The sequence below is a fragment of the Streptomyces sp. PSU-S4-23 genome (genome assembly GCF_055632315.1).
Genome location: NZ_JBVMUU010000002.1, coordinates 5,659,113 through 5,682,230, shown reverse-complemented (window position 1 = coordinate 5,682,230; position 23,118 = coordinate 5,659,113). Strand labels below are relative to the sequence as shown.

25 protein-coding genes are annotated in these 23,118 nt (G+C 70.6%); 20 read left to right on the top strand and 5 right to left on the bottom strand.

The genetic code is table 11. The features are described 5' to 3' along the window. Positions 1-105 precede the first annotated feature (105 nt). The 5 genes from ACZ79I_RS26065 to ACZ79I_RS26045 all read right to left on the bottom strand — a co-directional run bounded on the left by ACZ79I_RS26065 (position 106) and on the right by ACZ79I_RS26045 (position 3,880). Positions 106-615 (bottom strand): group II truncated hemoglobin, encoded by a 510-nt coding sequence (locus ACZ79I_RS26065; RefSeq protein WP_471499919.1) that lies wholly within the window; start codon positions 613-615, stop codon positions 106-108. Further along, positions 612-947: a putative quinol monooxygenase gene (locus ACZ79I_RS26060; RefSeq protein ID WP_471499917.1), complete on the bottom strand. Its 336-nt coding sequence runs from the start codon at positions 945-947 to the stop codon at positions 612-614. Before ACZ79I_RS26060 ends, ACZ79I_RS26065 begins: the two co-directional genes overlap by 4 nt. A gap of 183 nt (positions 948-1,130) precedes the next feature. Then, complete coding sequence (locus ACZ79I_RS26055; protein WP_471499915.1) at positions 1,131-1,697, bottom strand: hypothetical protein; 567 nt, start codon at positions 1,695-1,697, stop codon at positions 1,131-1,133. 141 nt (positions 1,698-1,838) lie between these two features. After that, positions 1,839-3,617 carry an FAD-dependent oxidoreductase gene (locus tag ACZ79I_RS26050; RefSeq protein ID WP_471499913.1) on the bottom strand — a complete coding sequence of 593 codons (1,779 nt, stop codon included), beginning with the start codon at positions 3,615-3,617 and terminating at the stop codon, positions 1,839-1,841. Continuing rightward, positions 3,614-3,880 (bottom strand): UBP-type zinc finger domain-containing protein, encoded by a 267-nt coding sequence (locus ACZ79I_RS26045; protein ID WP_381092406.1) that lies wholly within the window; start codon positions 3,878-3,880, stop codon positions 3,614-3,616. Before ACZ79I_RS26045 ends, ACZ79I_RS26050 begins: the two co-directional genes overlap by 4 nt. 293 nt (positions 3,881-4,173) lie before the next feature. On the opposite strand from ACZ79I_RS26045, the gene ACZ79I_RS26040 reads away from it, so the two are divergent. The 20 genes from ACZ79I_RS26040 to ACZ79I_RS25945 all read left to right on the top strand — a co-directional run bounded on the left by ACZ79I_RS26040 (position 4,174) and on the right by ACZ79I_RS25945 (position 23,111). Then, complete coding sequence (locus tag ACZ79I_RS26040; RefSeq protein WP_471499911.1) at positions 4,174-4,998, top strand: type 1 glutamine amidotransferase domain-containing protein; 825 nt, start codon at positions 4,174-4,176, stop codon at positions 4,996-4,998. A gap of 44 nt (positions 4,999-5,042) precedes the next feature. After that, complete coding sequence (locus ACZ79I_RS26035; protein WP_471499909.1) at positions 5,043-6,689, top strand: thiamine pyrophosphate-binding protein; 1,647 nt, start codon at positions 5,043-5,045, stop codon at positions 6,687-6,689. 37 nt (positions 6,690-6,726) lie between these two features. After that, positions 6,727-7,170 carry a nuclear transport factor 2 family protein gene (locus tag ACZ79I_RS26030; protein ID WP_471499908.1) on the top strand — a complete coding sequence of 148 codons (444 nt, stop codon included), beginning with the start codon at positions 6,727-6,729 and terminating at the stop codon, positions 7,168-7,170. Positions 7,171-7,189: 19 nt separating this feature from the next. After that, the gene (locus tag ACZ79I_RS26025; RefSeq protein ID WP_471499906.1) at positions 7,190-7,645 is read left to right on the top strand and encodes a nuclear transport factor 2 family protein; all 456 of its coding nucleotides are present in this window, start codon (positions 7,190-7,192) and stop codon (positions 7,643-7,645) included. 33 nt (positions 7,646-7,678) lie between these two features. Further along, the gene (locus tag ACZ79I_RS26020) at positions 7,679-8,059 is read left to right on the top strand and encodes a nuclear transport factor 2 family protein (protein WP_471499904.1); all 381 of its coding nucleotides are present in this window, start codon (positions 7,679-7,681) and stop codon (positions 8,057-8,059) included. An 11-nt stretch (positions 8,060-8,070) separates the two neighbouring features. Then, the gene (locus tag ACZ79I_RS26015; RefSeq protein WP_471499902.1) at positions 8,071-9,672 is read left to right on the top strand and encodes a GMC family oxidoreductase; all 1,602 of its coding nucleotides are present in this window, start codon (positions 8,071-8,073) and stop codon (positions 9,670-9,672) included. Beyond that, on the top strand, positions 9,665-10,279 hold the full coding sequence (locus tag ACZ79I_RS26010; protein ID WP_471499900.1) for a DJ-1/PfpI family protein: 615 nt from the start codon (positions 9,665-9,667) through the stop codon (positions 10,277-10,279). Before ACZ79I_RS26015 ends, ACZ79I_RS26010 begins: the two co-directional genes overlap by 8 nt. Further along, positions 10,279-10,710 carry a VOC family protein gene (locus ACZ79I_RS26005; protein ID WP_471499898.1) on the top strand — a complete coding sequence of 144 codons (432 nt, stop codon included), beginning with the start codon at positions 10,279-10,281 and terminating at the stop codon, positions 10,708-10,710. Before ACZ79I_RS26010 ends, ACZ79I_RS26005 begins: the two co-directional genes overlap by 1 nt. After that, a complete protein-coding gene (locus ACZ79I_RS26000) occupies positions 10,703-12,538 on the top strand; it encodes an AGE family epimerase/isomerase (RefSeq protein WP_471499896.1) in 1,836 nt (611 codons plus the stop codon). The genes ACZ79I_RS26005 and ACZ79I_RS26000 overlap by 8 nt, the downstream gene beginning before the upstream one ends. Beyond that, positions 12,535-12,879, top strand: coding sequence for an STAS domain-containing protein (locus ACZ79I_RS25995; protein ID WP_471499894.1), 345 nt, complete (start codon positions 12,535-12,537; stop codon positions 12,877-12,879). Before ACZ79I_RS26000 ends, ACZ79I_RS25995 begins: the two co-directional genes overlap by 4 nt. Further along, positions 12,876-15,020, top strand: coding sequence for a glycogen debranching protein GlgX (glgX, locus tag ACZ79I_RS25990; protein ID WP_471499892.1), 2,145 nt, complete (start codon positions 12,876-12,878; stop codon positions 15,018-15,020). Before ACZ79I_RS25995 ends, glgX begins: the two co-directional genes overlap by 4 nt. Position 15,021: 1 nt before the next feature. Next, positions 15,022-15,333 (top strand): STAS domain-containing protein, encoded by a 312-nt coding sequence (locus ACZ79I_RS25985; protein ID WP_471499890.1) that lies wholly within the window; start codon positions 15,022-15,024, stop codon positions 15,331-15,333. Further along, positions 15,326-15,775: an ATP-binding protein gene (locus tag ACZ79I_RS25980; protein ID WP_471499888.1), complete on the top strand. Its 450-nt coding sequence runs from the start codon at positions 15,326-15,328 to the stop codon at positions 15,773-15,775. The genes ACZ79I_RS25985 and ACZ79I_RS25980 overlap by 8 nt, the downstream gene beginning before the upstream one ends. A gap of 10 nt (positions 15,776-15,785) precedes the next feature. Next, positions 15,786-17,039: a PP2C family protein-serine/threonine phosphatase gene (locus tag ACZ79I_RS25975; protein ID WP_471499886.1), complete on the top strand. Its 1,254-nt coding sequence runs from the start codon at positions 15,786-15,788 to the stop codon at positions 17,037-17,039. After that, entirely contained in the window at positions 17,039-17,788 is a 750-nt protein-coding gene (locus ACZ79I_RS25970) for a MinD/ParA family ATP-binding protein (protein WP_471499884.1), read from the top strand. The genes ACZ79I_RS25975 and ACZ79I_RS25970 overlap by 1 nt, the downstream gene beginning before the upstream one ends. A gap of 36 nt (positions 17,789-17,824) precedes the next feature. Further along, positions 17,825-19,141, top strand: a complete 1,317-nt coding sequence (locus tag ACZ79I_RS25965) for a sugar phosphate nucleotidyltransferase (RefSeq protein ID WP_471499882.1) — start codon at positions 17,825-17,827, stop codon at positions 19,139-19,141. Between the two features lie 179 nt (positions 19,142-19,320). Next, positions 19,321-20,061 carry a type 1 glutamine amidotransferase domain-containing protein gene (locus tag ACZ79I_RS25960; protein WP_471499880.1) on the top strand — a complete coding sequence of 247 codons (741 nt, stop codon included), beginning with the start codon at positions 19,321-19,323 and terminating at the stop codon, positions 20,059-20,061. A 141-nt stretch (positions 20,062-20,202) separates the two neighbouring features. After that, the gene (locus ACZ79I_RS25955) at positions 20,203-21,687 is read left to right on the top strand and encodes an aldehyde dehydrogenase family protein (RefSeq protein ID WP_471499878.1); all 1,485 of its coding nucleotides are present in this window, start codon (positions 20,203-20,205) and stop codon (positions 21,685-21,687) included. A 257-nt stretch (positions 21,688-21,944) separates the two neighbouring features. After that, complete coding sequence (locus tag ACZ79I_RS25950) at positions 21,945-22,568, top strand: NADPH-dependent F420 reductase (RefSeq protein WP_471499876.1); 624 nt, start codon at positions 21,945-21,947, stop codon at positions 22,566-22,568. 33 nt (positions 22,569-22,601) lie between these two features. After that, complete coding sequence (locus ACZ79I_RS25945) at positions 22,602-23,111, top strand: (2Fe-2S)-binding protein (protein WP_471499874.1); 510 nt, start codon at positions 22,602-22,604, stop codon at positions 23,109-23,111. Positions 23,112-23,118: the final 7 nt, after the last annotated feature.

The following is a 23,118-nucleotide window of genomic DNA, read 5'->3' as shown; positions in this document are numbered from 1 at the left end:
ACGGCCGTCGTCCCCCGCGGCCCGTCGGCCCGCGGCACGCACGGCGGGGGTGCCGGGACCGGGCCCCGGCACCCCCGCCGCCTCCCGCCGGGGGCCTGTGACGGCTCAGCCGTTCGGCTGCCAGGGCGGGGTCTGGCCCCACTTCCAGCGGGGCACCTCGGCCGCGTCCACCGGCGGCGGGTTCTCGCCCGAGTAGATCAGCGCCATGCGCGTACCCCACTCGATGTAGTAGAGGAACACCGCGCGGAACTCCGGGTCGGTGGGCAGTCCGACCTCGTCGGCGGTGTCCTGCAGCAGGCTCACCCAGCGGCGGCGCTGCGCCTCGGTGATGCCCCGGCCGAGATGCATGCGCGCCATGTGCGGGTGGCCGCCGCGTTCGGCGGTGTAGGCCGTGGGGCCGCCGAAGACCTCGGCGAGCCACTTGGCGACGTGCCGGGGGTGGTCCTTGTCCATGCCGGCGAACAGGGGCGCGAGGAGCGGGTCTTTCAGGACGTGGCCGTAGAACACCTCGGTGAGGCGGCCCAGGGCCTCGTCGCCGCCCGCCCACTCGTAGAGGGTGGGCGTGCCGGGCTTGTCGGGGGCGTGCTCGCCGTCCACGACGGACTGCTCGGTCACAGCTGCTCCTGTCCCGCGGCCTTTCCCGTGCCGACGACATCGGTGGTGAGGTAGTGCTGCATCTCCTCGATCGACGACACGTACGGCCGGATCGCGCCGAAGAAGGCGGGGAAGTGCTCGCCCCTGCGGAAACCCTGGAGGTGGTCCTCGACCGACGTCCAGCGGATCCGCAGGATGTACCGGTCCTGCTCCTCCTGGCAGTGCGCCAGTTCGTAGTCGATGCACTCGGGCGCCGCGGCCAGCGACTCGGCGGCCTTGCGGTACGCGTCCTCGAAGGCCGGCCGGTCGTCTAACGCGATCCGGTAGCGGATGTACTCGACGGTCGTGGCCATGCTGTGACTCTCCTATCGTCGGGTGTGCAAGGGCTAGCTTGCCCGGTTTGTCGCCGTCCGTCAGGCGGTCCGGGCATCCTCCCGGACCGTGTCCGGATCACGCCGGTGGCCTCGTCGGGACCGCCTCTGCGGCGGGCCCGGCCGGGCGGCGGCGGCCGGACGGCGGCGGCGGCGGCCAAACGATCAGCCGGACGGCGGCGGGGGCGCCTCGTCCTCCTCGGGCTCGGTGTCGGTGTCGGGTCCCTGCGCGCGGACCCGCTGCACATGCTCCAGCGAGTCCCGCAGGTCGCTCAGCCAGTCGTCGGCGTGGCGCCGGACGAGCCGGACGCACCAGGCGAGCGCGTCGCTGCGGCTGCGGGCCACACCGCCCGCGATGAGGGTGTCGAGGACCTGGCGCTCCGGCTGGCGCAGCCGGGTCATCACGGGGGCCGCGACATGGGTGAACAGGACCCGCTGCCCGCCGCACTCCACGCCCCACGAGACCTTCCTGCGGAACCGCTGCTCGGCCTCGCGGGCCACGCCCATGCGCTCCTCGCGGGTGCGCTCCCGGAACTCCTGGACGCGGCCCTGGACGGCCGCCTCCCGAGCGGCGTCCGACGTCGAGTCGGCGAGCCGTGGTTCCGGGATGCGGCCGACGACGGTGATCTCCTCGCGGTCCACCGTCACCTCCACCAGGCTCTCGAAGAGGTCGTCCGGCAGCCGGCCCGCGAACCAGCCGCGGAGCCTCTCGCGCTGTTGCGGTGTAATCATGTAAGCAACGTTACTCGCACGCGTCGCCCCGGCAAGCGGAATCCGGGACTGCCCCGGCGGACACCGGCCGGGAAGCCGGTCGGGGAGGGGGTCGGGGAGGGGGTCGGGGCGGGGGTCGGGGAGCCGGTCGGACGGACCGGGTCAGCCCATCGACCTGTAGCGGTGGATCAGCGAGATCGCCATGGACCCCTCGCCGACGCCGGAGGCGACCCGCTTGACCGAGTGGGCGCGCACGTCACCGGCCGCGAAGACGCCGGGCACACTGGTCTCCAGCGGATACGGCGCACGCTCCAGGGGCCACTCCGCGGGCAGCTCTCCCCCGTTGGTGACGAGGTCGGAGCCGGTGAGCACGAACCCGTGGTCGTCGCGCTCCACGACACCCTCCAGCCAGTCGGTGTGCGGCCGGGCGCCGATGAACGTGAACACGAACCGGCACGGCTCCTCGGTGTCCTCGCCGGTTGCGGCGTCGTGCAGCACGATCCGCTCCAGGTGTTCCCCGCCGGTCAGTTCCTTCACCGTGGTCCGCACCCGGACCTCGATGTTCGGGGTGCGCCCGATCTCGTCGATCAGGTACTGCGACATGCTCGCGGACAGTGAGTCCGCGCGCACCAGGACCGTCACCTGCGCCGCGTACTTGGCGAAGTGCACCGCCGCCTGGCCCGCCGAGTTGGCGCCGCCGATGATGAACACGTGCTGCGAGATGCAGGCGGAACTCTCCGTCGTGGCGGCCCCGTAGTACAGCCCCGCGCCCTCGAACCTCTCCGCGCCCGGCGCCTGGAGCCGGTTGTAGGCGACGCCCATGGACAGCAGGACCGTCTCGGCGCTGATCTCCGTGCCGTCCGCCAGGGTCAGGATCTTCGCCGGGTCGTCGCGGGTCAGCCGGACCACTTCGACGGGGTGCAGGATCTCCGCGCCGAACCGGGCCGCCTGGGCCGTCGCCCGCCGGGTGAGGTCGCCGCCGGACAGGCCGGACGGGAAGCCGAGGTAGTTCTCGATCAGCGAGGAGGTGCCGGCCTGCCCGCCGGGCGCCCGCGAGTCCACCAGCAGGGTGCTCAGCCCCTCGGACGCGGCGTACACGCCCGCCGCGAGCCCGGCCGGCCCCGCGCCCACGATGACGCACTCGTAGTGGGGCCGTGACGCGGTCGTCGTCAGCCCGAGGTGCTCGACGAGTTCGGCGTCGGTCGGCGCGGACAGCAGCGCGCCGTCGGGGAACCGCACCAGCGGCAGCGCGGCGCCGGGCCGCTCCGCCAGCAGGACGAGGGCCTCCGGATCGCGCTCCACGTTCAGGAACTTGAACGGCTGGCCGTTGCGGGTGAAGAAGTCCCGCACCGCGTGCGTGCCCGGAGCCACCAGGTGGCCTGCCACCAGGATGCCGTCGTAGGCCGGGCGGTAGCTGGCCAGCCAGTCCGACAGCAGATCGTCCAGGACCGGGAACAGCCGCTCGTGCGGCGGGTCCCAGGGCTTCATCAGGTAGTAGTCGAGGCGCACCTGGTTGATCGCGGTGATCGCCGCCTCGGTCTCCGCGTACGCGGTGAGCAGGACCCGCCGGGCGTCCGGGAACCGGCTGACCGCCTCCAGCAGGAACTCGACCCCGGTGATCTCCGGCATCCGCTGGTCGACGAGGAACAGCGCCGGATCGTGGCCGCGCTCGTCCAGTGAGTCGAGGATCTTCAGCGCGTCGGTGGCCGAGGAGGCGCCGAGGATCCGGTACCGGTCGCCGTAGGCCGTGCGCAGGTCGCGGCGCACCGCCCGCAGCACCTGCGGATCGTCGTCCACCGCGAGGATCACCGGCTTGCGGCTCTCCTCCGCGGTGCCCGTCGCGGCGTGCCGGGTCGCGGCGGACCCGGGGTCCCTGTCGCGCTCGGCGGTCACGGTCCCGCCCGAGCCGCGGCTCGTCCTGCCGTGCTTTCCCCAGTTCATGCCAGCTCCATCATGAGTCGGTCCACGTAGCACCAGGCCCACGCCTCACCGGGCTCGTGCGAGGCGGCGATCGGGTGCCCGGAGGCATGGAAGTGCTTCGTGGCGTGGCGGTTCTTGGAGGAGTCGCAGCAGCCGACGTGTCCGCAGCTGAGGCACATCCTCAAATGGACCCAGACATCGCCGAGGGCCAGGCATTCCTGACATCCCTCGGTGCCGGCCGTCACCGGGCGCATCCCTTCCAGATGCGTACACCTGCTGGTCATCGGAAGTCCTTCTGATCGGGGGCTGAAGACTTCGTTGCGTTGGGCGGGGGTGCGACAACATCAACACTAGGTGCGCGTGCCACGCTCCCCTTCCGCATGCCTGCGGACCTCAGGAAGTCCCGGCGTCACTTCCTGAAGTTCTCTTGCCACTTCCTGAGGTCGCCGGCCGACTCCCTGACGTCCGGGCCGCGCCGAAATCTCTACCTCAAGAAGTCGTACCGGTTCTCTTGGACCCCGGCCCATGGTCCGCGCAGTGTGGGTTGGGTAAACGACAAAGGCAGCCAGGAGGATCCGTGAGCAGGAAGATTCTGGTCATTGTCTCCGAGCACGGATATTGGGCCGAAGAACTCATAGGCCCGGTATCCAGGTTCGACGAACAGGGTTATGAGGTCGTCTTCGCGACGCCCACCGGAAAACGGGCGCACGCCCTTCCGCCCAGCCTCGACGAGAACTACGTCGACCCGCCGCTCGGCCGCAGCGTCACCACCGCCGAGAACGCCCGGCTGGGCCGCGAGTTCGACGAGGGGGGCCGGCTCGACAAGGCGGTCGACATCTCGGCCTGGGTCCCGGAGCGGCCCTACACCAGCGACGAGGACTATCTGCGCAAGCTGGAGCAGTACCACCGCGACCTCGACCGGCTCGCCGAGGACGTCCGGGAGTACGACGCGATCCTCGTCGTCGGCGGCAGCGGCCCCATCGCCGACCTCGCCAACAACGAGCGCGTGCACGCCCTGATCCTCGCCTTCAAGGAGGCCGGGAAGGTGGTCGCCGCCGAGTGCTACGGCGTCGCCTGCCTCGCCTTCGCCCGCGACTGGGGCGACCGCAGGTCCATCATCTGGGGCAAGCACGTCACCGGTCACTGCAAGGAGTACGACTACAAGGACGGCACCGGATTCCTCGGCACCGACTTCAACATGGGCCCGCCGCCGTACCCGCTGGAGTACATCCTCCGTGACGCCACCGGACCCGACGGGGCCTATCACGGGAACTTCGGCCACCCGCTCTCGGTGATCGTGGACTACCCGTTCGTCACCGGCCGTTCGACCCCGGACTCGTATCTCACGGGCCAGAAGATCGTGGAGGTCCTGGAGAACGGCCTCACCCGGTACGGCTGGTAATTCCGGGAGATGACAGAGAGTCCGCGGGAATCCGGAGGCAATTCATGACGGCAGAGCCGGGCAAGACCAAGCTCATCGAACAGTTCAAGGCGGACGGCCTGAACTTCATGTTCGGAAATCCGGGCACCGTGGAGCAGGGATTTCTGGACGCGGCCGACGCCGCCGAGGACTTCCGGTACATCCTCTCGCTCCAGGAGACGGTGGCCGCGGGAATAGCCGATGGATACGCACGGGCCACCGGCGGGGCGGCGCTGCTCCAGCTGCACTCCGGGGTCGGGCTGGGCAACGGCATCGGCATGCTCTACCAGTCGCTGCGCGGCCACACCCCGCTGGTCGTCGTCGCCGGTGACGCCGGCGTCAAGTACGACGTGATGGACGCCCAGATGGCGTCCGACCTGGTCGCGATGGCGCGCCCGGTCACCAAGTACGCCACCCGGGTCACCGACCCCGCCTCGGTGCTGCGGACCGTACGCCGCGCCGTGAAGATCGCGCTGACGCCGCCGCGCGGCCCCGTCTTCGTGGCGCTGCCCATGGACGTCCTCGACGCGCCCAACCCGGAGCCCGTCGTCCCGACGGCCGTCCCGCGCACCGACGCCGCCCCCTCGGAGGCGGGCATCGCGCAGGCCGCCGCGCTGCTGGCCGGCGCCCGCCGCCCGCTGATCCTGGCCGGAGACGGAGTGAGCACCGCCGGGGCACAGGCCGAACTCACCGCCGTCGCCGAGCTGCTGGGCGCCGATGTGTGGGACGTCGACTACTCCGAGGTCACCATGGCGGCCTCGCACCCGCTGCACCGCGGCGCCACCGGGCACATGTTCGGCGAGCACAGCAGGGAGCTGGTGCGGGAGGCGGACGCGGTCCTCGTCGTCGGCACCTATGTGTTCCCGGAGGTGTTCCCGGAGCTGGCGAGCCCCTTCGCGGACGGCGCGGCGATCGTCCACATCGACCTCAACGCGTACGAGATCGCCAAGAACCACCCGGTGGACCTCGGCATCGTCGCCGACCCCAAGCCGGCCCTGCGTGCCCTCGCGACCTCGCTGGAGCGGCGGCTCACCGCGGAGCGGCGCACCGCCGCCGCCGGGCGGCTGGCCGTCCGCACCGCCGAACGCGACCGGACCCGGGCGGAGTTCGCCCGCGGCGGCCACGACGGCACGCCGATCGAGGCGTTCCTGCACGCGCTCGCCGAGCAGACCGGCGGCGACCTCATCGTCTTCGACGAGGCACTGACCAGTTCGCCGCTGGTGACCGCGTACCTCCCGCCGGACCGTCCCGGCGACTACCACGTGACCCGCGGCGGTTCCCTCGGTGTCGGCATCCCCGGCGCCATCGGCGCCAAGCTGGCGCACCCGGACCGCACGGTCGTCGGCTTCACCGGCGACGGCGGCTCCATGTACACCTACCAGGCGCTGTGGACGGCGGCCCGGTACGGCATCGCCGCGAAGTTCGTCGTCTGCAACAACCACAAGTACCGGCTGCTCGACGACAACATCGCGCAGTACTGGAAGGAACGGGACATCCCGGAGCACGCCTTCCCGCGGTCCTTCGACCTCTCCCACCCGGAGATCGACTTCGCCTCGCTCGCCCGCGCCCTGGGCGCGGACGGCATCCGGGTCGAGAAGCCCGGCCAGGCGGCCGACGCGGTGCGGCGGATGCTCGGCCACCCGGGTCCCTTCCTGGTCGACCTGCAGGTGTGACACCCCATCCCTACGCACGACGAGGAGGTTCGCGCGCATGCCCGACGCGCAGAAGCAGCAGAAGCTGACCGAGGACGCGATCCGCACCTTCGCCGGGAACTGGTACACGGCACTCGACCGGCACGTTCCGCTGGCCGAGGTGCTCCCGATGCTCGCCGAGGACCTGGAGTTCAAGGTCCCGGAGGACACCTTCATCGGCCACGACGGCTTCGCCCGCTGGTACGAGGCCGTCACCCACCTGTTCTTCGACGAGGTGCACACCGTCACCGAGGTGGAGCCCGTCGTCGAGGGCGACCGGGCGACCGTGCGGGTCCTCGTCAACTGGCAGGCCAAGGTGTGGAAGCCGCCGGCCGCCAGGAGCGAGTGGCTCGGCTTCGACGCCGACCAGACGTGGATCGTGGTACCGGGCCCCGACGGCCCGCGGATCACGACCTACATCGTCAACGCCCTGGACCCGATGCCGGGTTCGGGCTCCCTCTGAGGCGCGGGAGGCGACGGCGATGACGATGGTGACACGGGAGCGGGTCGAGGCCGCCTACCGCGCGCTCGGCTCGGGCGTACGCGCCCGGATCCTGGAGTACTACGCCGAGGACCTGCGCTGGCTGGTCCCCGGCAACCACCCGCTGGCCGGCTGGTACGAGTCGCTGGACGCGTTCCTCGACCTGATGGCCCGCACCGGCAAACTCACCGGCGGCACCTTCCGGATGGACCGTGAGGTGATCCTCGTCGGCGACGACTGCTCCGCCGACGTGTGCCACAACGCCGGACTGCGGGCCGGTGCCCCCGAGGACAGCGGTTCCCCGTACGAGCGGATGGACTGCAACGTCTTCCACTTCATGCGCTGGCGCGACGGCCGCATCGTCGAGGGCCGCGACGGCCTGTTCGGCGACGACGCCGCCGCCTTCAGCCAGTTCTGGGCACCGTTCGGCCCCGGTGGGACGCGTACCGCCGACTGACCGCACCGCGACCATGAGGAGAGGGGACACACCGTGGACGCCCATGAGGTGCTCACCAGGTACTACGAGTACGCCAACGCCGGTGACTGGGACCGCTGGTGCGACCTGTTCGCCGAGGACCAGGTCATGGACGAACAGCTCGCCGGGCACATCGAGGGGCTGGCCAAGCTGCGCTCGATGATGGCCGGCATGGGGGACATGTACGCCGCGTTCCGCAACGAGCCGGTGCACGTCGTGGTCGACGCCGACGGCTCGAAGGCCGCCGTGGTGTCGCACCTCAGCGCCGTCAGCAGGACCTCCGGGAAGGCCGTCGAGGCGGAGGTCATGAACTTCTTCCGGATCGTCGACGGAAAGATCGCGTACATGGCGAACTTCCACGACACGGTCCCGTTCCAGGTCCTGTCGCAGGTCTGAGGGAGCCGACCATGACGCAGCGTGTGAGCGAGTACGACTACATCGTCATCGGGGCCGGAGCGGCGGGCAGCGTCCTGGCCAGCCGGCTCTCCGAGGACCCCGGCACCACGGTGCTGGTGCTGGAGGCGGGCGGCAACCGCATCCCGCCCGAGGTGGACGACCCGTCGTCCTGGTACAAGCTGCTCGGCGGGCCGATCGACTGGGGCTACACCGGCGTGCCGCAGCCCGGGCTCGACGGACGCAGCGTGTACGAGCCGCGCGGCAAGGCCCCCGGCGGCAGCAGCAACCTGTACATCATGATGCACATCCGGGGCCACGCCTCGGACTTCGACAACTGGGCCTACCAGGGCGCCGCGGGCTGGGGCTACGAGGACGTGCTGCCGTACTTCGCGCTCCTGGAGGCGCAGGAGGACGTGACCGCGCCCACCACCGGCACCAAGGGGCCGCAGCGGGTCACCAACGCGGGCGCGCACGGCCCCAACCCGGTCTCCCGGGCCTTCATCGACGCCGCCGTCGAACTCGGCCACCAGGAGATCCCCGACTTCAACATCGACGGCCCGAACCGCGGCCTGTTCGGCACCGGCTGGCACCACGTCGACGTCGCCGACGGCAAGCGGCAGGGCACCCTGGCCGCCTATCTGGAACCCGCGCTGGCCCGCCCCAACCTGACCCTGCGCACCAGCGCGCAGACCACCCGGCTGCTCTTCGACGGCGACACCTGCGTCGGCGCCGAGTACGTGCAGACCGAGGAGCCCGCCGGCGTACCGGGGCGCGTCCTGCCGAGCGACGGCGTCGCCCCCGGCACCCACACCGTCCGGGCCCGGCGCGAGGTGATCGTGGCGGCCGGCGCCATCGAGTCGCCGAAGCTGCTGCTGCTGTCCGGCATCGGCGACCCCGGCCGGCTGCGGGAGTTCGACATCCCGGTGACGGCGGCGGTGCCCGGAGTCGGCGAGAACTTCCACAACCACGTGCTGACCGGGCTGATGGCCGAGGTCTCCCAGGAGCTCCCGCCGCCCGCGCAGAACCTGTCGGAGAGCGCCCTGTTCCTGGCCTCGCAGCCGGGGCTGCCCGCCCCCGACCTGCAGATCGCGTTCGTGCACGTGCCGTTCGACGTGATCGTCGGCCAGAGCCACCCCAACACGGTGAGCATCCTGCCCGGTGTCGTACGGCCCGTCTCCCGCGGCTGGATCCGGCTCGCCGGCCGCGACCCGCTGGCCAAGCCGCTGATCAACCCCAACTACCTGGGTGACCGCTGGGACCTGGAGCGCATGGTGCAGGGCGTGAAGATCGCCCGCGAGATCTTCGCCACCTCCGCCTTCAAGCCCTGGTACAAGCAGGAGCTCCAGCCGGGCCCGGGCACGGTCACGGACGACGAGCTGCGGGCCTTCGTGCGGCAGAAGTCGGAGAGCTACCACCACCAGTCCGGCTCCTGCCGCATGGGCGTCGACGACCTGTCCGTCGTGGACCCCGAGCTGCGGGTGCACGGGGTGCGCGGCCTGCGGGTCGTGGACGCGAGCGTCATGCCGGCCGTGCCCTCCGGCAACTGCCACACCGCGATCGTGATGATCGCGGAGCGGGCGTCCGACCTCATCAAGGGGGTCCGTCGTGTCTGACGTGGTGCTGCGCGACGGGCCGCTGACCGGTCTCCGCCTCGCCGTGCTCATCGAGAGCGACTTCTTCGAGCCGGAGATCGCCTACTACCAGCGCAGGTTCGCGGAGGAGGGCGCCGAGGTCGACTTCCTCACCCGCCTGTGGGGCAACGACTCGATCACCTTCCAGGGCCACGAGTACCGCGCCCCGTTCACCGCGGACAAGACCTTCGAGGGCCTGAGCGACGAGCAGCTGCGCCGCTACGCCGCCGTCATCGTGCCCTCCGGCATGGTCTCCGACCGGCTGCGCTACACCGAGGACGTCGACCGGCTGGCCCCGGCCACCGACTTCCTGCGCCGTGCGTTCGACGAGCCGACCGTGCTCAAGGGCATCATCTGCCACGGCATGTGGCTGGCCTCGTCCATCCCCGGGAAGATCCGCGGCCGCAAGGTCGTCTGCCACAACAACCTCGTCGGCGACGTGCGCAACATGGGCGCCGAGTACGTCGACGAGGACGTGGTGGTCGACGGCGATCTGGTCACCGGGCGCACGGGCGGGCACCACCATCTGTTCGCGCGCAGGGTCATCGAGCTCGTCGCGGCGCGGGCCGGCCGGGGCGGTGGTTCCTGATGCGCTTCTCACACGTGGGGCTCAACTGCAGGGACCAGAAGACCACGGAGGAGTTCTACACCCGCTGGTTCGGCTTCACCCGGGCCCGGGTCGTCGGCCTGGGGGACTCCGAGATCGTCTTCCTGCGTCGCGGCGACGCCTATCTGGAGCTGTTCCCGGCCGCGTCCGGTCCTGCGGCGGTGGCGGCGGGCGACGGGCCCGGGGAGCCCGGCGCCATGCGTCATCTCGCCTTCCAGACCGACAGCGTCGACGCCTTCCTCGCCGAGCTGGGCGACGAGGCCGACATCACCCTCGGCCCGCTGGACTTCGACGACTTCATCTGCGGCTGGCGCACGGTCTGGGTGCGCGATCCGGACGGGGTGATCGTCGAGATCAGCCAGGGCTTCGAGGACGACGACACAGACACAAAGGACGGTGTCCGACATGGCTGAGGCCGTGACCTTCTCCTTCTCCGACACGATCGCCGGGTACGTCGACCACTTCGACTCCGAGACCCGGTCGCTGAGGCTGCGCACGGCCGACGGCCGCGGCTTCGAGGTCTCGCTCTCCGGCGGGCCCAGCGCCGAACTGGTGCGCAACCTCGACGAGCCGTACCACGACGCCTCGGGTCACATCGACGAGATGCTCTCGCCCGGCCGGTTCCTGTTCGTGTACGGCATCCACTACCCGGACGGCGGCGGCCGTTTCGAGGCCAAGCGGCTGGTGTTCCTGGGCCGCGGCGCCGAGGACTTCCGGTTCGAGGAGGGCAGCTGGTGGATCAAGCAGATCGAGTCCCTCGCCGCCTTCTACCGGAAGGCGCAGTTCGGCGACGGGCCGGTCGACTTCACCGAGTACCGCACCCAGATCCGGCTCGGCGGCGACAAGACCGCGAGCCACGTCCAGGAGACCGACACCATCTCGCGGCTCGTCTACGGCATGGCGTCGGCGTACCTGCTGACGGGCAAGGACGAGTACCTGGAGGTGGCCGAGCGCGGCACCGAGTACCTGCGCAAGCACATGCGCGTGGTCGACGCCGAGGAGGACGTCGTCTACTGGTACCACGGCATCAAGGTCGACGGTGACTCCGAACGCAAGCTGTTCACCTCGGAGTTCTCCGACGACTACGACGCCATCCCGATGTACGAGCAGATCTACGCGCTGGCCGGCCCGATCCAGACCTACCGGGTCACCGGCGACGCCCGCATCAGGAACGACGCGGACGCCACGATCCGGCTGTTCGACAAGTTCTTCCTCGACCGGGAGCAGGGCGGCTACTTCTCCCACATCGACCCGATCCTGTTCAGCGCCGACCACGAGTCGCTGGGCGAGAACCGGGAGCGCAAGAACTGGAACTCGGTGGGCGACCACGCCCCCGCGTACCTGATCAACCTGTACCTGGCGACTGGCGAGCAGAAGTACGCGGACTTCCTCGAGTACACCTTCGACACCATCGCGGACAAGTTCCCGGACTACAAGAGCAGTCCGTTCGTCCAGGAGCGCTTCAACCGCGACTGGTCGCACGACACCACGCACAGCTGGCAGCAGAACCGCGCCGTCGTCGGCCACAACCTCAAGATCGCCTGGAACCTGATGCGGATGAACTCGCTGAAGGCCAAGCCGGCGTACCGGGAACTCGCCGCGCAGATCGGCCAGTTGATGCCCGAGGTGGGCAGCGACCGGCAGCGCGGCGGCTGGTACGACGTCGTCGAGCGCCTGAAGGGCGACGGCGAGGAGCAGTACCGTTTCGCCTGGCACGACCGCAAGGCGTGGTGGCAGCAGGAGCAGGCGATCCTCGCCTATCTGATCCTGCACGGCACGCTCGGCGGCGAGGACTTCCGGCGCGAGGCGCGGCAGGCCGAGGCGTTCTACAACACCTTCTTCCTCGACCACGACGAGGGTGCCGTCTACTTCAACGTCCTGGCCGCCGGCACGCCCTACCTGCTGGGGACCGAGCGGCTCAAGGGCAGCCACTCGATGTCCATGTACCACTCGGCCGAACTGTGCTACCTGGCCGCGGTCTACAACAACCTGCTCATCAACGGGCGGGAGATGGACTTCCACTTCAAGCCCGACCCGTCCGATCTGCCGGGCCGGATCCTGCGGGTCTCACCCGACCTGCTCCCGGCGGGCTCCATCACCATCGCGTCCGTCGAGATCGACGGACAGGAGTACGACAACTTCGACGCGGACGACCTCACCGTGAAGCTTCCCGACGTGCAGGAGCGGGTCAGGGTCACGGTGCGGCTGCGTCCGGTCTCCAGGGGGAAGGACAACCGATGACTCTCGCTCTCAAGGAGCGGCGTACCAGGACGGCCACGGTCGTCGCACTGACCGGTGAGATCAACAGCGAGACGTCCGGGACGCTGCTGGAGCGGCTGCTGCCGCTGGTGCGCTCGGGGAAGACGCTCCGCATCGACCTCGAAGCCGTCTCGTACGTCTCCAGTGCCGGGCTGCGCACCCTGCTCGTCGTCTACCGCGAGGCCCAGCACTCGGGGGCCACGGTGACGCTGAGCGGGGTCGGGGACGAGGTCCGGTTCGTGATGTCGGCGACCGGGTTCCTCGACTTCTTCGACGCCGGCGAACCGCACACGACCGGGGCGGCGGGACGGGCCGCGACATGACCACCGAGTTCCCCGACACCCTGCAGCGCATCGACGCCTACCCGACCCACCGCGTGGCCGGCTACGGCGTCCGCGCCGCCAAGCCCTACCCCTTCGGCGCGTACGTGGTGCCCGGGGGTGTCAGTTTCGCGGTCTACTCGGACCAGGCGACCTCGATGACCCTCGTCCTGTTCCGGCGGGGCGAACCGCAGCCGATGGCCGAACTGGAGTTCCCCCCGGAGTTCCGGACCGGGAGCGTCTTCGCGATGACCGTGTTCGGCCTGGACCACGAGAACATCGAGTACGGCTTCCGGGCCGACGGCCCCTTCGACCCCGTCTCGGGGCACCGGTTCGACCCGCGGCGCATCCTCAGCGACCCCTACGCCCGGCTGATCTCCGGCCGGGACGTGTGGGGCACCGAACCGGACTGGGACGACGTCTACCCCTACCGTTCCCGGGTCTGCCTCCAGGACTTCGACTGGGGCGGGGACGTCCCGCCCGGCATCCCCGCGGAGGACCTGGTCGTCTACGAGACCCATGTGCGCGGCTTCACCCGGCACCCCTCGTCGGGGGTGCGGGCGCCGGGCACCTTCGCGGGGCTGCGGGAGAAGATCCCGTACCTCAGGGAACTGGGCGTCAACTGCATCGAACTGCTGCCCGTGTTCGAGTTCGACGAGACGGACAACCCGCGCAGGAACCCGGGGACCGGGGAGCGGCTGTACGACTACTGGGGCTACAACACGGTCTCGTTCTTCGCGCCGAAGGCGGGCTACGCGGCCACGGGCCGGTACGGGATGCAGGGCGACGAGTTCCGCACCCTCATCAAGGACCTGCACGCGGCCGGCATCGAGGTCGTCCTCGACGTGGTCTTCAACCACACCGCCGAGGGCAACGAGCACGGCCCGACGATCTCCTTCAAGGGGCTCGACAACGCCACCTACTACATGCTCACGCCCGAGGGCTACTACTTCAACTTCAGCGGAACCGGAAACACCGTCAACTGCAACCACCCGGTGGTGCGGGGCTTCGTCCTGGACTGTCTGCGGCACTGGGTCGCCGACTACCACATCGACGGGTTCCGCTTCGACCTCGCGGCGATCCTCGGCCGCTCCCCCGACGGCACCCCGCTGCCCAACCCGCCGCTGCTGGAGATGCTCGCCCACGACCCCGTGCTGCGCCACACCAAGCTGATCGCCGAGGCATGGGACGCGGCCGGGCTGTACGAGGTCGGCAACTTCCCCGCCTACGGGCGCTGGGCCGAGTGGAACGGGAAGTACCGGGACACGGTGCGCCGCTTCCTCAAGGGCGACCCCGGAGTGGTCGGCGACCTGGCCACCCGCATCGCCGGCTCACCGGACCTGTACGCGGGCCGCGGCACCACCGCGTCCGTCAACTTCCTGACCGCGCACGACGGCTTCACGCTCGCCGACCTGGTCTCGTACAACGGCAAGCACAACGAGGCCAACGGCGAGGACAACAACGACGGCGCCAACGACAACAACAGCTGGAACCACGGCGCCGAGGGGCCGACCGACGACCCGGAGATCAACGCGCTGCGCATGCGCCAGATGAAGAACGCGCTGGCGATCCTGCTCACCAGCCAGGGCGTGCCGATGATCCTCGCCGGCGACGAGATCGGCCGCACCCAGCAGGGCAACAACAACACCTACTGCCAGGACAGCGAACTGTCCTGGATGAACTGGGACCTGACGCAGACCAACGCCGAGCTGCTCCGCTTCACCAAGGCCCTGATCGCCTTCCGGGCGGCGCACCCCGAACTGCGCACCACCCAGCACGCCACCGGCATGGCGGTGGCCACCACCGGGCTTCCCGACATCAGCTGGCACGGCACACGTGCCTGGGAGCCGGACTGGTCGGACGAGAGCCGGCTGCTCGCCGTGATGCGCAGCGGCCCCGGCGACGAGGACGTCGTCTACGTCGCCATGAACGCCCACTGGGAGGCCCACGAACTGCAGCTGCCCGGCCTGCCCGGCGGGCGCGCCTGGCACCTGTCCGCCGACACCGGGGCCGCGGCGCCCCACGATCTGCACCCGCTGGGCGCAGAGCCCGCACTGCAGAACCCCGGCAGCTATCTCATGCAGCCGCGCTCGGTCGTGGTCCTCGTCGGGCGCGCCCCCTCGTCCCTCAGCCAAGGAGCCTGACATGCCGCTTTCCGTATCCCTGTCCGTCGACGGCGACATCTCGGTGATCGAGCTCTCCGGGGAACTGGACGCCCGTACGGCACCCGAATTCCACCAGACCATCGAGAAGGCCGCCGAACACGGCACCGCGACCGTGGAGATCCGGATGCACGAGGTCGGCTACATGGCCAGCGCCGGGCTGCGCTCGCTGGTCTTCGCCCAGCAGAAGGTCGCCGACGGCGTGAGCATCCGGGTGGTCGGCGCCAGCGAGCCCGTCGCCCGCACGATCCGGACCGCCGGCCTGGACCGCAGCATTGCGCTGGCCGATGAGTGAGGGGTCCCGACTGGCCGAGCGGGCACCCGGGTTACGGGTGCCCGCCACGCTGGCCGCGCTCGGCGACATCGCCGAGTACGTCGTGGCCCTGGCGCGGCGGGCACACCTGACCGACTCCGCGGTCTACCGGCTGCGGCTCGCCGTGGACGAGCTCGCCACCAACGTCGTGGTGCACGGATACGGCGGGGCGGCGGGCGAGATCGTCGTGAGCTCAGGCGCCGGCGACGGCCGGGTGTGGGTACGCATCGAGGACACCGCGCCGCCCTTCGACCCGCGCGACGGCCTCCTCGCGCCCACCCCGGACGTGCCGCTCGAACGACGGCGCGTCGGCGGACTCGGCATCCACCTGGCGCTCACCAGCGTGGACGAGTTCGCCTACGACCGTCGCGGCCGCCGGAACATCAGCACGCTCGCGATCCGAACCGGGCTCACATGCCCCTAGGAGACGCCCCATGCCCATCTCGACGGTGCTGCTCGTCGTCGACGAGCGCCCGCCCGCGCCCCCGGCCCTGCTCGCCGCCCTGGACGACGTGGCCGCCACTGTGACCCGTCGGACGTTCGCCCAGCTCAGAAGCGAGCCCGCCACCGCGCTGCCCACGGCCGACGTGCTCCTGGCCCCGGCCCTGAGCGAGCCCGCGGCGGTGCAGGACGTGGTGCGCCGGCTGCGCGGACGCGGTGCGAGGCCGGTCGTCGTCGTGTACGCGGCACAGGGCTTCGAGGCCCTGGAGCCCCATGTGCGGGCCGGACACGACTACCTGGTGCCGCCGTTCCTGCCCGCCCTGGTGGGCGCCCGGCTGACCAGGTGCTCGGAGCGCGCCGAGCTCGGCCGCACCGTCGAGGAGGCCGGCGCCCGCGCCGAACTCATCCGCTACGAGCGGGAGCTGGAGATCGGACGGGAGATCCAGGCGGGCTTCCTGCCCGACGCGCTCCCGGTGCCCGAGGGCTGGGAGATCGACGTGACGTTCCGGCCCGCCCGCCAGGTCTCCGGCGACTTCTACGACGTGTTCGAGCTGGTGCACCGCAGGCGGCTGGCCATCGTCGTGGCCGACGTGTGCGACAAGGGCGTGGGTTCGGCGCTGTTCATGGCGCTGATCCGCAGTCTGCTGCGGCACACCGCCGAGAACAGCGGTCTGCAGCACCTGGTCGCCGTCGGCTCCTCACTGGCCGCCGAACCCGCCGCCATTCCCGTGGTCGGCGCCACCCCGCTGCTGAACGCGGTCACCGCCACCAACGGCTACCTCACCCGCAACCATCTGCGCCAGGGATACTTCGCCACCCTGTTCTTCAGCGTCCTCGACCCGGCCACCGGCAGCCTCGTCTACGTCAACGGCGGCCACAACCCGCCGCTGCTGCTCGACGCGGACGGCGGTGCGCCGACCCCGCTGGAGGTCACGGGCCCGGCCGTGGGCGTCCTGCCGGGATGTTCCTACGCCCTCGGGTACGCCCAGCTCGACCCGGGCGACACGCTGTTCGTCTACACCGACGGGGTGCCCGAGGCCCGCTGCCCGCAGGGCCGGTTCCTCGGCGAGGACCGCATGCTGCGGCTGCTGTCCGGCCCCGCGCCGCGCGGCCGGGACGTACTGGAGCGCCTGGACGGCGCCGTGCGTGCGCACACCGGCGACGGTGAGCAGCACGACGACGTCACGATGCTCGCCCTGCACCGCCCGCGCACCGGGCCGCCCGCTGCCACCGCGGCGGTGGCGTGATGGCGCGCACCGTCGTGATGTACTCGCACCGGGGAGGCACCGGCAAGTCGACGATGCTCGCCAACATGGCGCTGCTGCTCGCCGCCGAGGGGCGGCGTGTCGCCCTCGTCGACACGGACATCCAGTCGCCGACGCTGGACGTCCTGTTCGGGCTGGGGCCCGGGGAGTGCTCGCTGACCGACTATCTGCTCGGGCGCTGCGAGATCGAGGACGCGGCGCACCGGGTGGGCCCGGAGGGCCTCTATCTGGTCCCCGCCCGCACATCACCCTCCTCGCTCGCCGAGATCATGGCGACCGGATACGACGTGGGCCTGCTGCCCGAGGCGTTCGACCGGCTGGCGGCCGGCTACGACCTGGACGTCCTGCTGCTGGACACGCACGCGGGGCTGAACAACGAGACGGTCACCGCCATGGCGAGCGCGGACCTGCTGGTGATCGTCGTGCGGGCCGACCGCATGGACCTGGCGGGAGCCGACGAGATCGCCCGGCTCGCCGGACAACTCGCCTGCCGTCGCGCCCTGGTGGTCAGCATGGCCCCCGAGGGCGTCGACGCCTCCGCCGTGCGGGTGCGGGCCGAGGGCGCCTACGGCGCGGCCACGGCCGGAATTCTGCCGTACGTCGCACGGCTCGCGGCACTCGGAGGTGAGCGGATATTCGCCCGGGCCCACCCCGGTCATCCCCTGGTGACGGAATTCCGGAAGATCATTTCCGTGCTCGTTCCGCCCGCCCGGAAGACCCCGGCGGGATAAAAGGAAGCGCAGGAGAGCGAGAAAACAGGGAAGCAGATGGAATCAATAGCGGCAATTGCCCTGGCCGGCGGCAAGGGCGTACGGGCCCGGCCGATCACCCTCAACTCCCCCGACTATCTCCGCAGCAAGGCGGTCATGCAGGTGGCCGGTCAGCCGCTCATCGAATGGGCCGTGACCTCACTGCGGAGCCAGGGGGTGCACCGGTACTACGTCGTCGCCAACGGCCGCGAGAACCGGGCCCAGACGAAGGGGATCCTGGCCCACGGGGAGCGGCACGGCATCACCGTGCGCTACTCCAGGACCCGGTTCGACCACGAGAACACCGGCAGCGGCGAGGCCACCCTGCGCTGCCTCGACTACTGGGACCTGACCGGTCTGGCCCTGGTCTTCCCCACCGACTCGCTGTTCGACTTCGACCTCGGCGCCATGGTCCGCGCCCACCGCGCGGCCCGGGCCGATGTCACCGTCGCCACCGTGCCGCGCCCCGGAGCGGAGGCCGCGGGCAAGTACGGGGTGCTCGAACTGGGACCGGGCAACCAGGTCGGCGGCTTCCTGGAGAAGCCGAGCCTCGCCGTCATCCGGTCACTGACCTGGGGCAGCGCAGGCGATCCGGTGCACACCAACGCCGGGATGTACCTGATCGACTGCGACCGGCTGCGCATGGCCGCCCGTGAGCCGGACCTGGCCGCGCTCGCCCGGCGGCAACTCGACTGGGGCGGCGATCTGCTGCCGTACCTGGTGCGGCGGGGGCACCGGGTGCTGGCCCATCCGATCGCGCGCTTCGGCGACCTGGGCAGTCCCCGGGACTACCTGGAGACCCTCAAGGACGTGCTCCTGGACCGGTATCCCCGGCTGAGCGAGCAGCTCGGCCGGCCGGCCGGGCCCGGCGGCGGCCACCGCGTCCACCCCTCCAGCCTGGAGATGAAGGACCAGGTCAGCGGGCGGACCCTGGCGGAGAAGATCGAGGACGGCAGCGTCCGGATCGGCCCCGGGGTGCGAATCGGGCGCGATGTGGAGATCGGGCCCGGAGTGATGCTCGTCGAGTCCGACATCGGCGACGGCGTCGACATCGGCGAGCAGAGCACCCTGCGCGGGGTCGCGTGCGGCGACCACAGCATCGTCGGGCCCGGCGCCCGCCTCACCGATGTGATCCTCGGCTCCATGGTCGACGTGCGCTCCACGCTCCCGCGGCCCGTCGTCCTGGACGACTACTGCGCGCTCGGCGACGAGGTACGGGTGCGGCCGGGCACCCGGCTGCGCGGCGTGAGCGTCTTCCCGCGGCTGGAGATCGGCGACGGCATCCCGCGGGGCGCCAGTCTGTCCGGCGTGCGCGACCTGCTGCGGTGCCTGTGAACGGGCACACCGGATTACCGGGCCGGAATCCGCGTGTTTGAAGAGCGGAACACGGAAACGCACCTGACGAAGTATCGGGCGTCTGCGCAAAGACGCTCGAAAAGACCGGTACGGCGTGGTCACATCGAAAATGCCGGACCGGGCAGCACCCACCGGAATTCACGGAGGAGAGAACAGCCATGAGGATACTCGTCGTCATGACGGCCAAGGCCACGCTTCATCTCCTGGACGGGGAGGAGCACCCTTCCGGTTTCTGGGCCGAGGAGTTCGTCGTCCCCTACCAGATCTTCAAGGCCGCCGGGCACGTCGTGGACGTCGCCACCATCGGCGGCAAGGCCCCGACCGTCGACCAGACCAGCATCGACCCGCAGTTCCTGCAGTGGGTCCGCCCGCAGGGCTCCGAGGACCACGACGCGGCGAACGCCGCCGAGTACGTCGAGGTCATCGAGAGCACGCCGCAACTGAAGAAGCCGCTGGCGCTGGAGAGCCTCACCGAGCGGGACATCGCCGGCTACGACGGCCTGTACGTCAGCGGCGGTCACGGCGCCATCGGCGACCTGCCCAAGTCGGACGAGCTGGCGCAGATCATCCGCTGGTGGCTGGCGGGCAACAAGCCGCTGGCGACCGTCTGCCACGGCCACACCTCCCTCCTCGCCCTGCGCGACGGCGAGGGCCGCTGGCCCTTCGAGGGCTACCGGATGACCGCGTTCTCGCACGCGGAGGAACTGGTCACGAACATGGCCGGACGGCTGCCGTTCGTCCTGGAGGTGGAGCTGACCCGGCTCGGGGCCCGCTACGAGAAGGCCGAGGTGATCTGGGACTCGCACGTCGTGGTGGACCGAAACCTGACGACAGGTCAGAACCCTTATTCCTCCAGGGCGCTCGCCGAGACCTTCCTGAAGCAGCTCGGCGCCGCGTGAGCGCCTCGCCGGAAGTCCGGTACGCCGTCCGCGGGTGCGGCATGGCCGGTCGCGCCCCTTCGGGGCGCTGCCGGACCGCACGGGCCATCGCCGCGCCGGCCTAGGCCACCCGATCCGTCCGTCCCCCACCGGAAGGGAACCATGAGCACGCTCGTTCTCAGCGACACTCCCCTGGCCCACCCCGGGAAGCTCTTCATCGACGGCACATGGACGGCGGCCCGTGACGGCCGTACCGAACCGACCCTCTCCCCCGTGGACGGCCGGGAGATCATGCCCATCGCCCAGGCCGGCGACCAGGACGCCGATGCCGCGGTCAAGGCCGCGCGCACCGCGTACGAGGACGGGCCCTGGCGCCGGCTGGCCGACCACGAACGGGCTCGGCTGCTCCACCGGGTCGGGGAGTTGATCGAGCGCGACAACGACGAGATCGCCCTGCTGGAAACGGTGGACATGGGTAAACCGTTCGCCTTTTCCAGCACGGTCGACGTCCCGATGGCCGCCCGGCTGATGCACTACTACGCCGGAGCGGCCACCCGGGTGGACGGCGGCACGCGGTCCCCGGCCGGCGGGCAGCTGGCCTACACGCTGCGGGAGCCGCTGGGCGTCGTCGCCGCGATCACACCGTTCAACTTCCCGCTGCTGCTGTCCATGACCAAGATCGCGCCGGCGCTCGCGGCCGGCAACACGGTCGTGCACAAGCCGTCCCCGGCGACACCGCTGACCGCACTGAAGATCGCGGAACTGTTCCAGGAGGCCGGGGTCCCCGACGGGGTCCTCAACGTCGTCACCGGGCCGGGCGTCGAACTCGGCGAGGCGCTCGTCGCCCACCCCGGAGTCGACAAGATCGCGTTCACCGGCTCCACCGCCGTGGGCCAGGGCATCATCCGCCGGGCCGCCGGGACCCTGAAGAAGGTCACGATGGAGCTGGGCGGCAAGTCCGCCAACATCGTCTTCGAGGACGCCGACCTGGACGCGGCCGAGGACCTGGCGTTCTTCGGCATCTTCTACAACAAGGGCGAGATCTGCACCGCCGGCTCCCGCCTGCTGCTGCACCGCCCGGTCCACGACCGGATGGTGGAGCGGCTCGTCGCACGCGCCGCGGCCCTACGGCCCGGTGACCCCCGCGACCCCGGGACCCTCTTCGGACCGCTCGCCCACCGCGGCCAGTTCGAGAAGGTCTGCTCGTACGTGGAGCTGGGGCGGAAGGAGGGTGCCGTGCTCCGCACCGGGGGCGAGCCGTTCGCGCCCGGGGGCCTGCCGGCCGACGGGCTGTACTTCCCGCCGACGATCTTCACCGGTGTCGACAACGGCATGCGGATCGCCCAGGAGGAGATCTTCGGCCCGGTCCTGAGCGTCATCCCCTTCGACACCGAGGAGGAGGCCGTGCGGATCGCCAACGACAGCGCCTACGGCCTGGCCGCCGGCGTCCACACCCGCGATCTGCGCCGGGCGCACCGTGTGGCGGCGCGGATCAACGCGGGCACGGTCTGGGTCAACTGCTACAACCAGTACGATCCCGCCGTCCCGTACGGCGGCTATCTGGCGTCCGGCTTCGGCCGTGAGTGCGGCCCGGAGTCCCTGGAGAGCTACACCCAGACGAAGTCGGTCTGGATCGGCATGGACTGAGGGCGAGCACATCGCCCCGTGCCCCCGTCGCGTGCTTCGGCCGGGGGCACACCGGCATGCCCTCCGTGGTGGACTTCACCAAGTACTTTCAGACTTGACCAAGTGTGGCCGAAATCCCCGGTGATGCTGGTTTGGACCGCAATTCTTCCGCGATTATGTGTTGGCCAAAGGAATTCAGGCATACGGTGCCGGCGGCACGCCGCACTAAGACTTCGTCAACCTTTCACAATGCGCGAGTCAAGTGAGGTGCTGTCCGAATGAAGACGGGTGTCATCGGTGCCGGCCGTATCGGCGCCACGCTGGCGAGGCTGCTCGTGGCCGCCGGGCACGAGGTGCGCGTCGCGAACGCGAGCGGCCCTGACCGGCTGGCCCCCCTGCTGGACGAACTCGGTCCCGCGGCGGCTGCGGGCACCCCGGCCGAGGTGGCGCGGGAGACCGGAGTGGTGGTCCTGATGGTCCCCTTCGGCAGCGCCCGCACCCTGCTGGCCCCGGCGTCGCTGGATGGAAAGGTCCTGGTGGACGCCATGAACGCGTTCGCCGACGGTGGCCGGCCGCTGGATCTGGGGGGCCGTGGGTCCAGCGAGCTGGTCGCCGGGTGGTACCCCGGGGCGCGTCTCGTGAAGTCCCTCAACACCATGCACTTCGCAACGCTCGCAACCGCGGGACGTACCGCCGCCGGCGCCGGGGACCGGCTGGCGCACTATGTCGCGGGTGACGACCCGGAAGCCAAGAAGAAGGTCTCCGGAATGATTTCCGAATTGGGATTCGCATCGCTCGACACGGGTTCGCTGCACACCGGTGGACTGCTTCAGCAGCCCGGCGGACCGCTCTTCAACAAACCGCTCACCGAACGGCAGGCCCATGCTGTCCTCGGATTCTGAAAGACCAATTGAAGGTCGGAATAGGGCGTGGTCATGAAGGTATCCCTCAATGTGAACGGGGCGCCGCACGAAGTCGACGCCGAGCCCGGTGAGCTCCTCGTGGAGCGGCTCAGGGACGGCCTCGGGCTGACCGGCACCAAGGTCGGCTGCGACACCGGCCAGTGCGGCACGTGCGTCGTCCGGCTCGACGGCAGGTCCGTCAAGAGCTGTCTGCTGCTGACCGTGCAGGCCGCCGACTCCGATGTCACCACGATCGAGGGAATCAGCCCCGACGGCGGGCTGACGGACCTTCAGGAGGCGCTGCGGGCCGAACACGGCACCCAGTGCGGCTTCTGCACCCCGGGCATGGTCATGGCCCTCGGCGAACTCGTCGGAGACGGCGGCGCCGCTCCCACCGAGACCGAGATCCGTGAATGGCTCACCGGCAACCTGTGCCGGTGCACCGGCTACCAGGGCGTGGTCCGCGGAGTGCGGCGCGCCTGCGCCGGCGCCCCGACCGATGAAGAGCAGGCCGAGCCCGCCGGCCGGGCGGCGAAGGAGTGATCACCTC

Coding starts and splice junctions, on each gene's coding strand:
- ACZ79I_RS26015 (WP_471499902.1), top strand. CDS start 8,071: ATGACGCAGCGTGTGAGCGAGTACGACTACATCGTCATCGGGGCCGGA.
- ACZ79I_RS25945 (WP_471499874.1), top strand. CDS start 22,602: ATGAAGGTATCCCTCAATGTGAACGGGGCGCCGCACGAAGTCGACGCC.
- ACZ79I_RS25980 (WP_471499888.1), top strand. CDS start 15,326: ATGAGTGAGGGGTCCCGACTGGCCGAGCGGGCACCCGGGTTACGGGTG.
- ACZ79I_RS26060 (WP_471499917.1), bottom strand. CDS start 947: ATGGCCACGACCGTCGAGTACATCCGCTACCGGATCGCGTTAGACGAC.
- glgX (WP_471499892.1), top strand. CDS start 12,876: ATGACCACCGAGTTCCCCGACACCCTGCAGCGCATCGACGCCTACCCG.
- ACZ79I_RS26055 (WP_471499915.1), bottom strand. CDS start 1,697: ATGATTACACCGCAACAGCGCGAGAGGCTCCGCGGCTGGTTCGCGGGC.
- ACZ79I_RS26000 (WP_471499896.1), top strand. CDS start 10,703: ATGGCTGAGGCCGTGACCTTCTCCTTCTCCGACACGATCGCCGGGTAC.
- ACZ79I_RS26035 (WP_471499909.1), top strand. CDS start 5,043: ATGACGGCAGAGCCGGGCAAGACCAAGCTCATCGAACAGTTCAAGGCG.
- ACZ79I_RS26005 (WP_471499898.1), top strand. CDS start 10,279: ATGCGCTTCTCACACGTGGGGCTCAACTGCAGGGACCAGAAGACCACG.
- ACZ79I_RS25985 (WP_471499890.1), top strand. CDS start 15,022: ATGCCGCTTTCCGTATCCCTGTCCGTCGACGGCGACATCTCGGTGATC.
- ACZ79I_RS26030 (WP_471499908.1), top strand. CDS start 6,727: ATGCCCGACGCGCAGAAGCAGCAGAAGCTGACCGAGGACGCGATCCGC.
- ACZ79I_RS25995 (WP_471499894.1), top strand. CDS start 12,535: ATGACTCTCGCTCTCAAGGAGCGGCGTACCAGGACGGCCACGGTCGTC.
- ACZ79I_RS25965 (WP_471499882.1), top strand. CDS start 17,825: ATGGAATCAATAGCGGCAATTGCCCTGGCCGGCGGCAAGGGCGTACGG.
- ACZ79I_RS25960 (WP_471499880.1), top strand. CDS start 19,321: ATGAGGATACTCGTCGTCATGACGGCCAAGGCCACGCTTCATCTCCTG.
- ACZ79I_RS25950 (WP_471499876.1), top strand. CDS start 21,945: ATGAAGACGGGTGTCATCGGTGCCGGCCGTATCGGCGCCACGCTGGCG.
- ACZ79I_RS26045 (WP_381092406.1), bottom strand. CDS start 3,880: ATGACCAGCAGGTGTACGCATCTGGAAGGGATGCGCCCGGTGACGGCC.
- ACZ79I_RS25955 (WP_471499878.1), top strand. CDS start 20,203: ATGAGCACGCTCGTTCTCAGCGACACTCCCCTGGCCCACCCCGGGAAG.
- ACZ79I_RS25970 (WP_471499884.1), top strand. CDS start 17,039: ATGGCGCGCACCGTCGTGATGTACTCGCACCGGGGAGGCACCGGCAAG.
- ACZ79I_RS26025 (WP_471499906.1), top strand. CDS start 7,190: ATGACGATGGTGACACGGGAGCGGGTCGAGGCCGCCTACCGCGCGCTC.
- ACZ79I_RS25975 (WP_471499886.1), top strand. CDS start 15,786: ATGCCCATCTCGACGGTGCTGCTCGTCGTCGACGAGCGCCCGCCCGCG.
- ACZ79I_RS26050 (WP_471499913.1), bottom strand. CDS start 3,617: ATGAACTGGGGAAAGCACGGCAGGACGAGCCGCGGCTCGGGCGGGACC.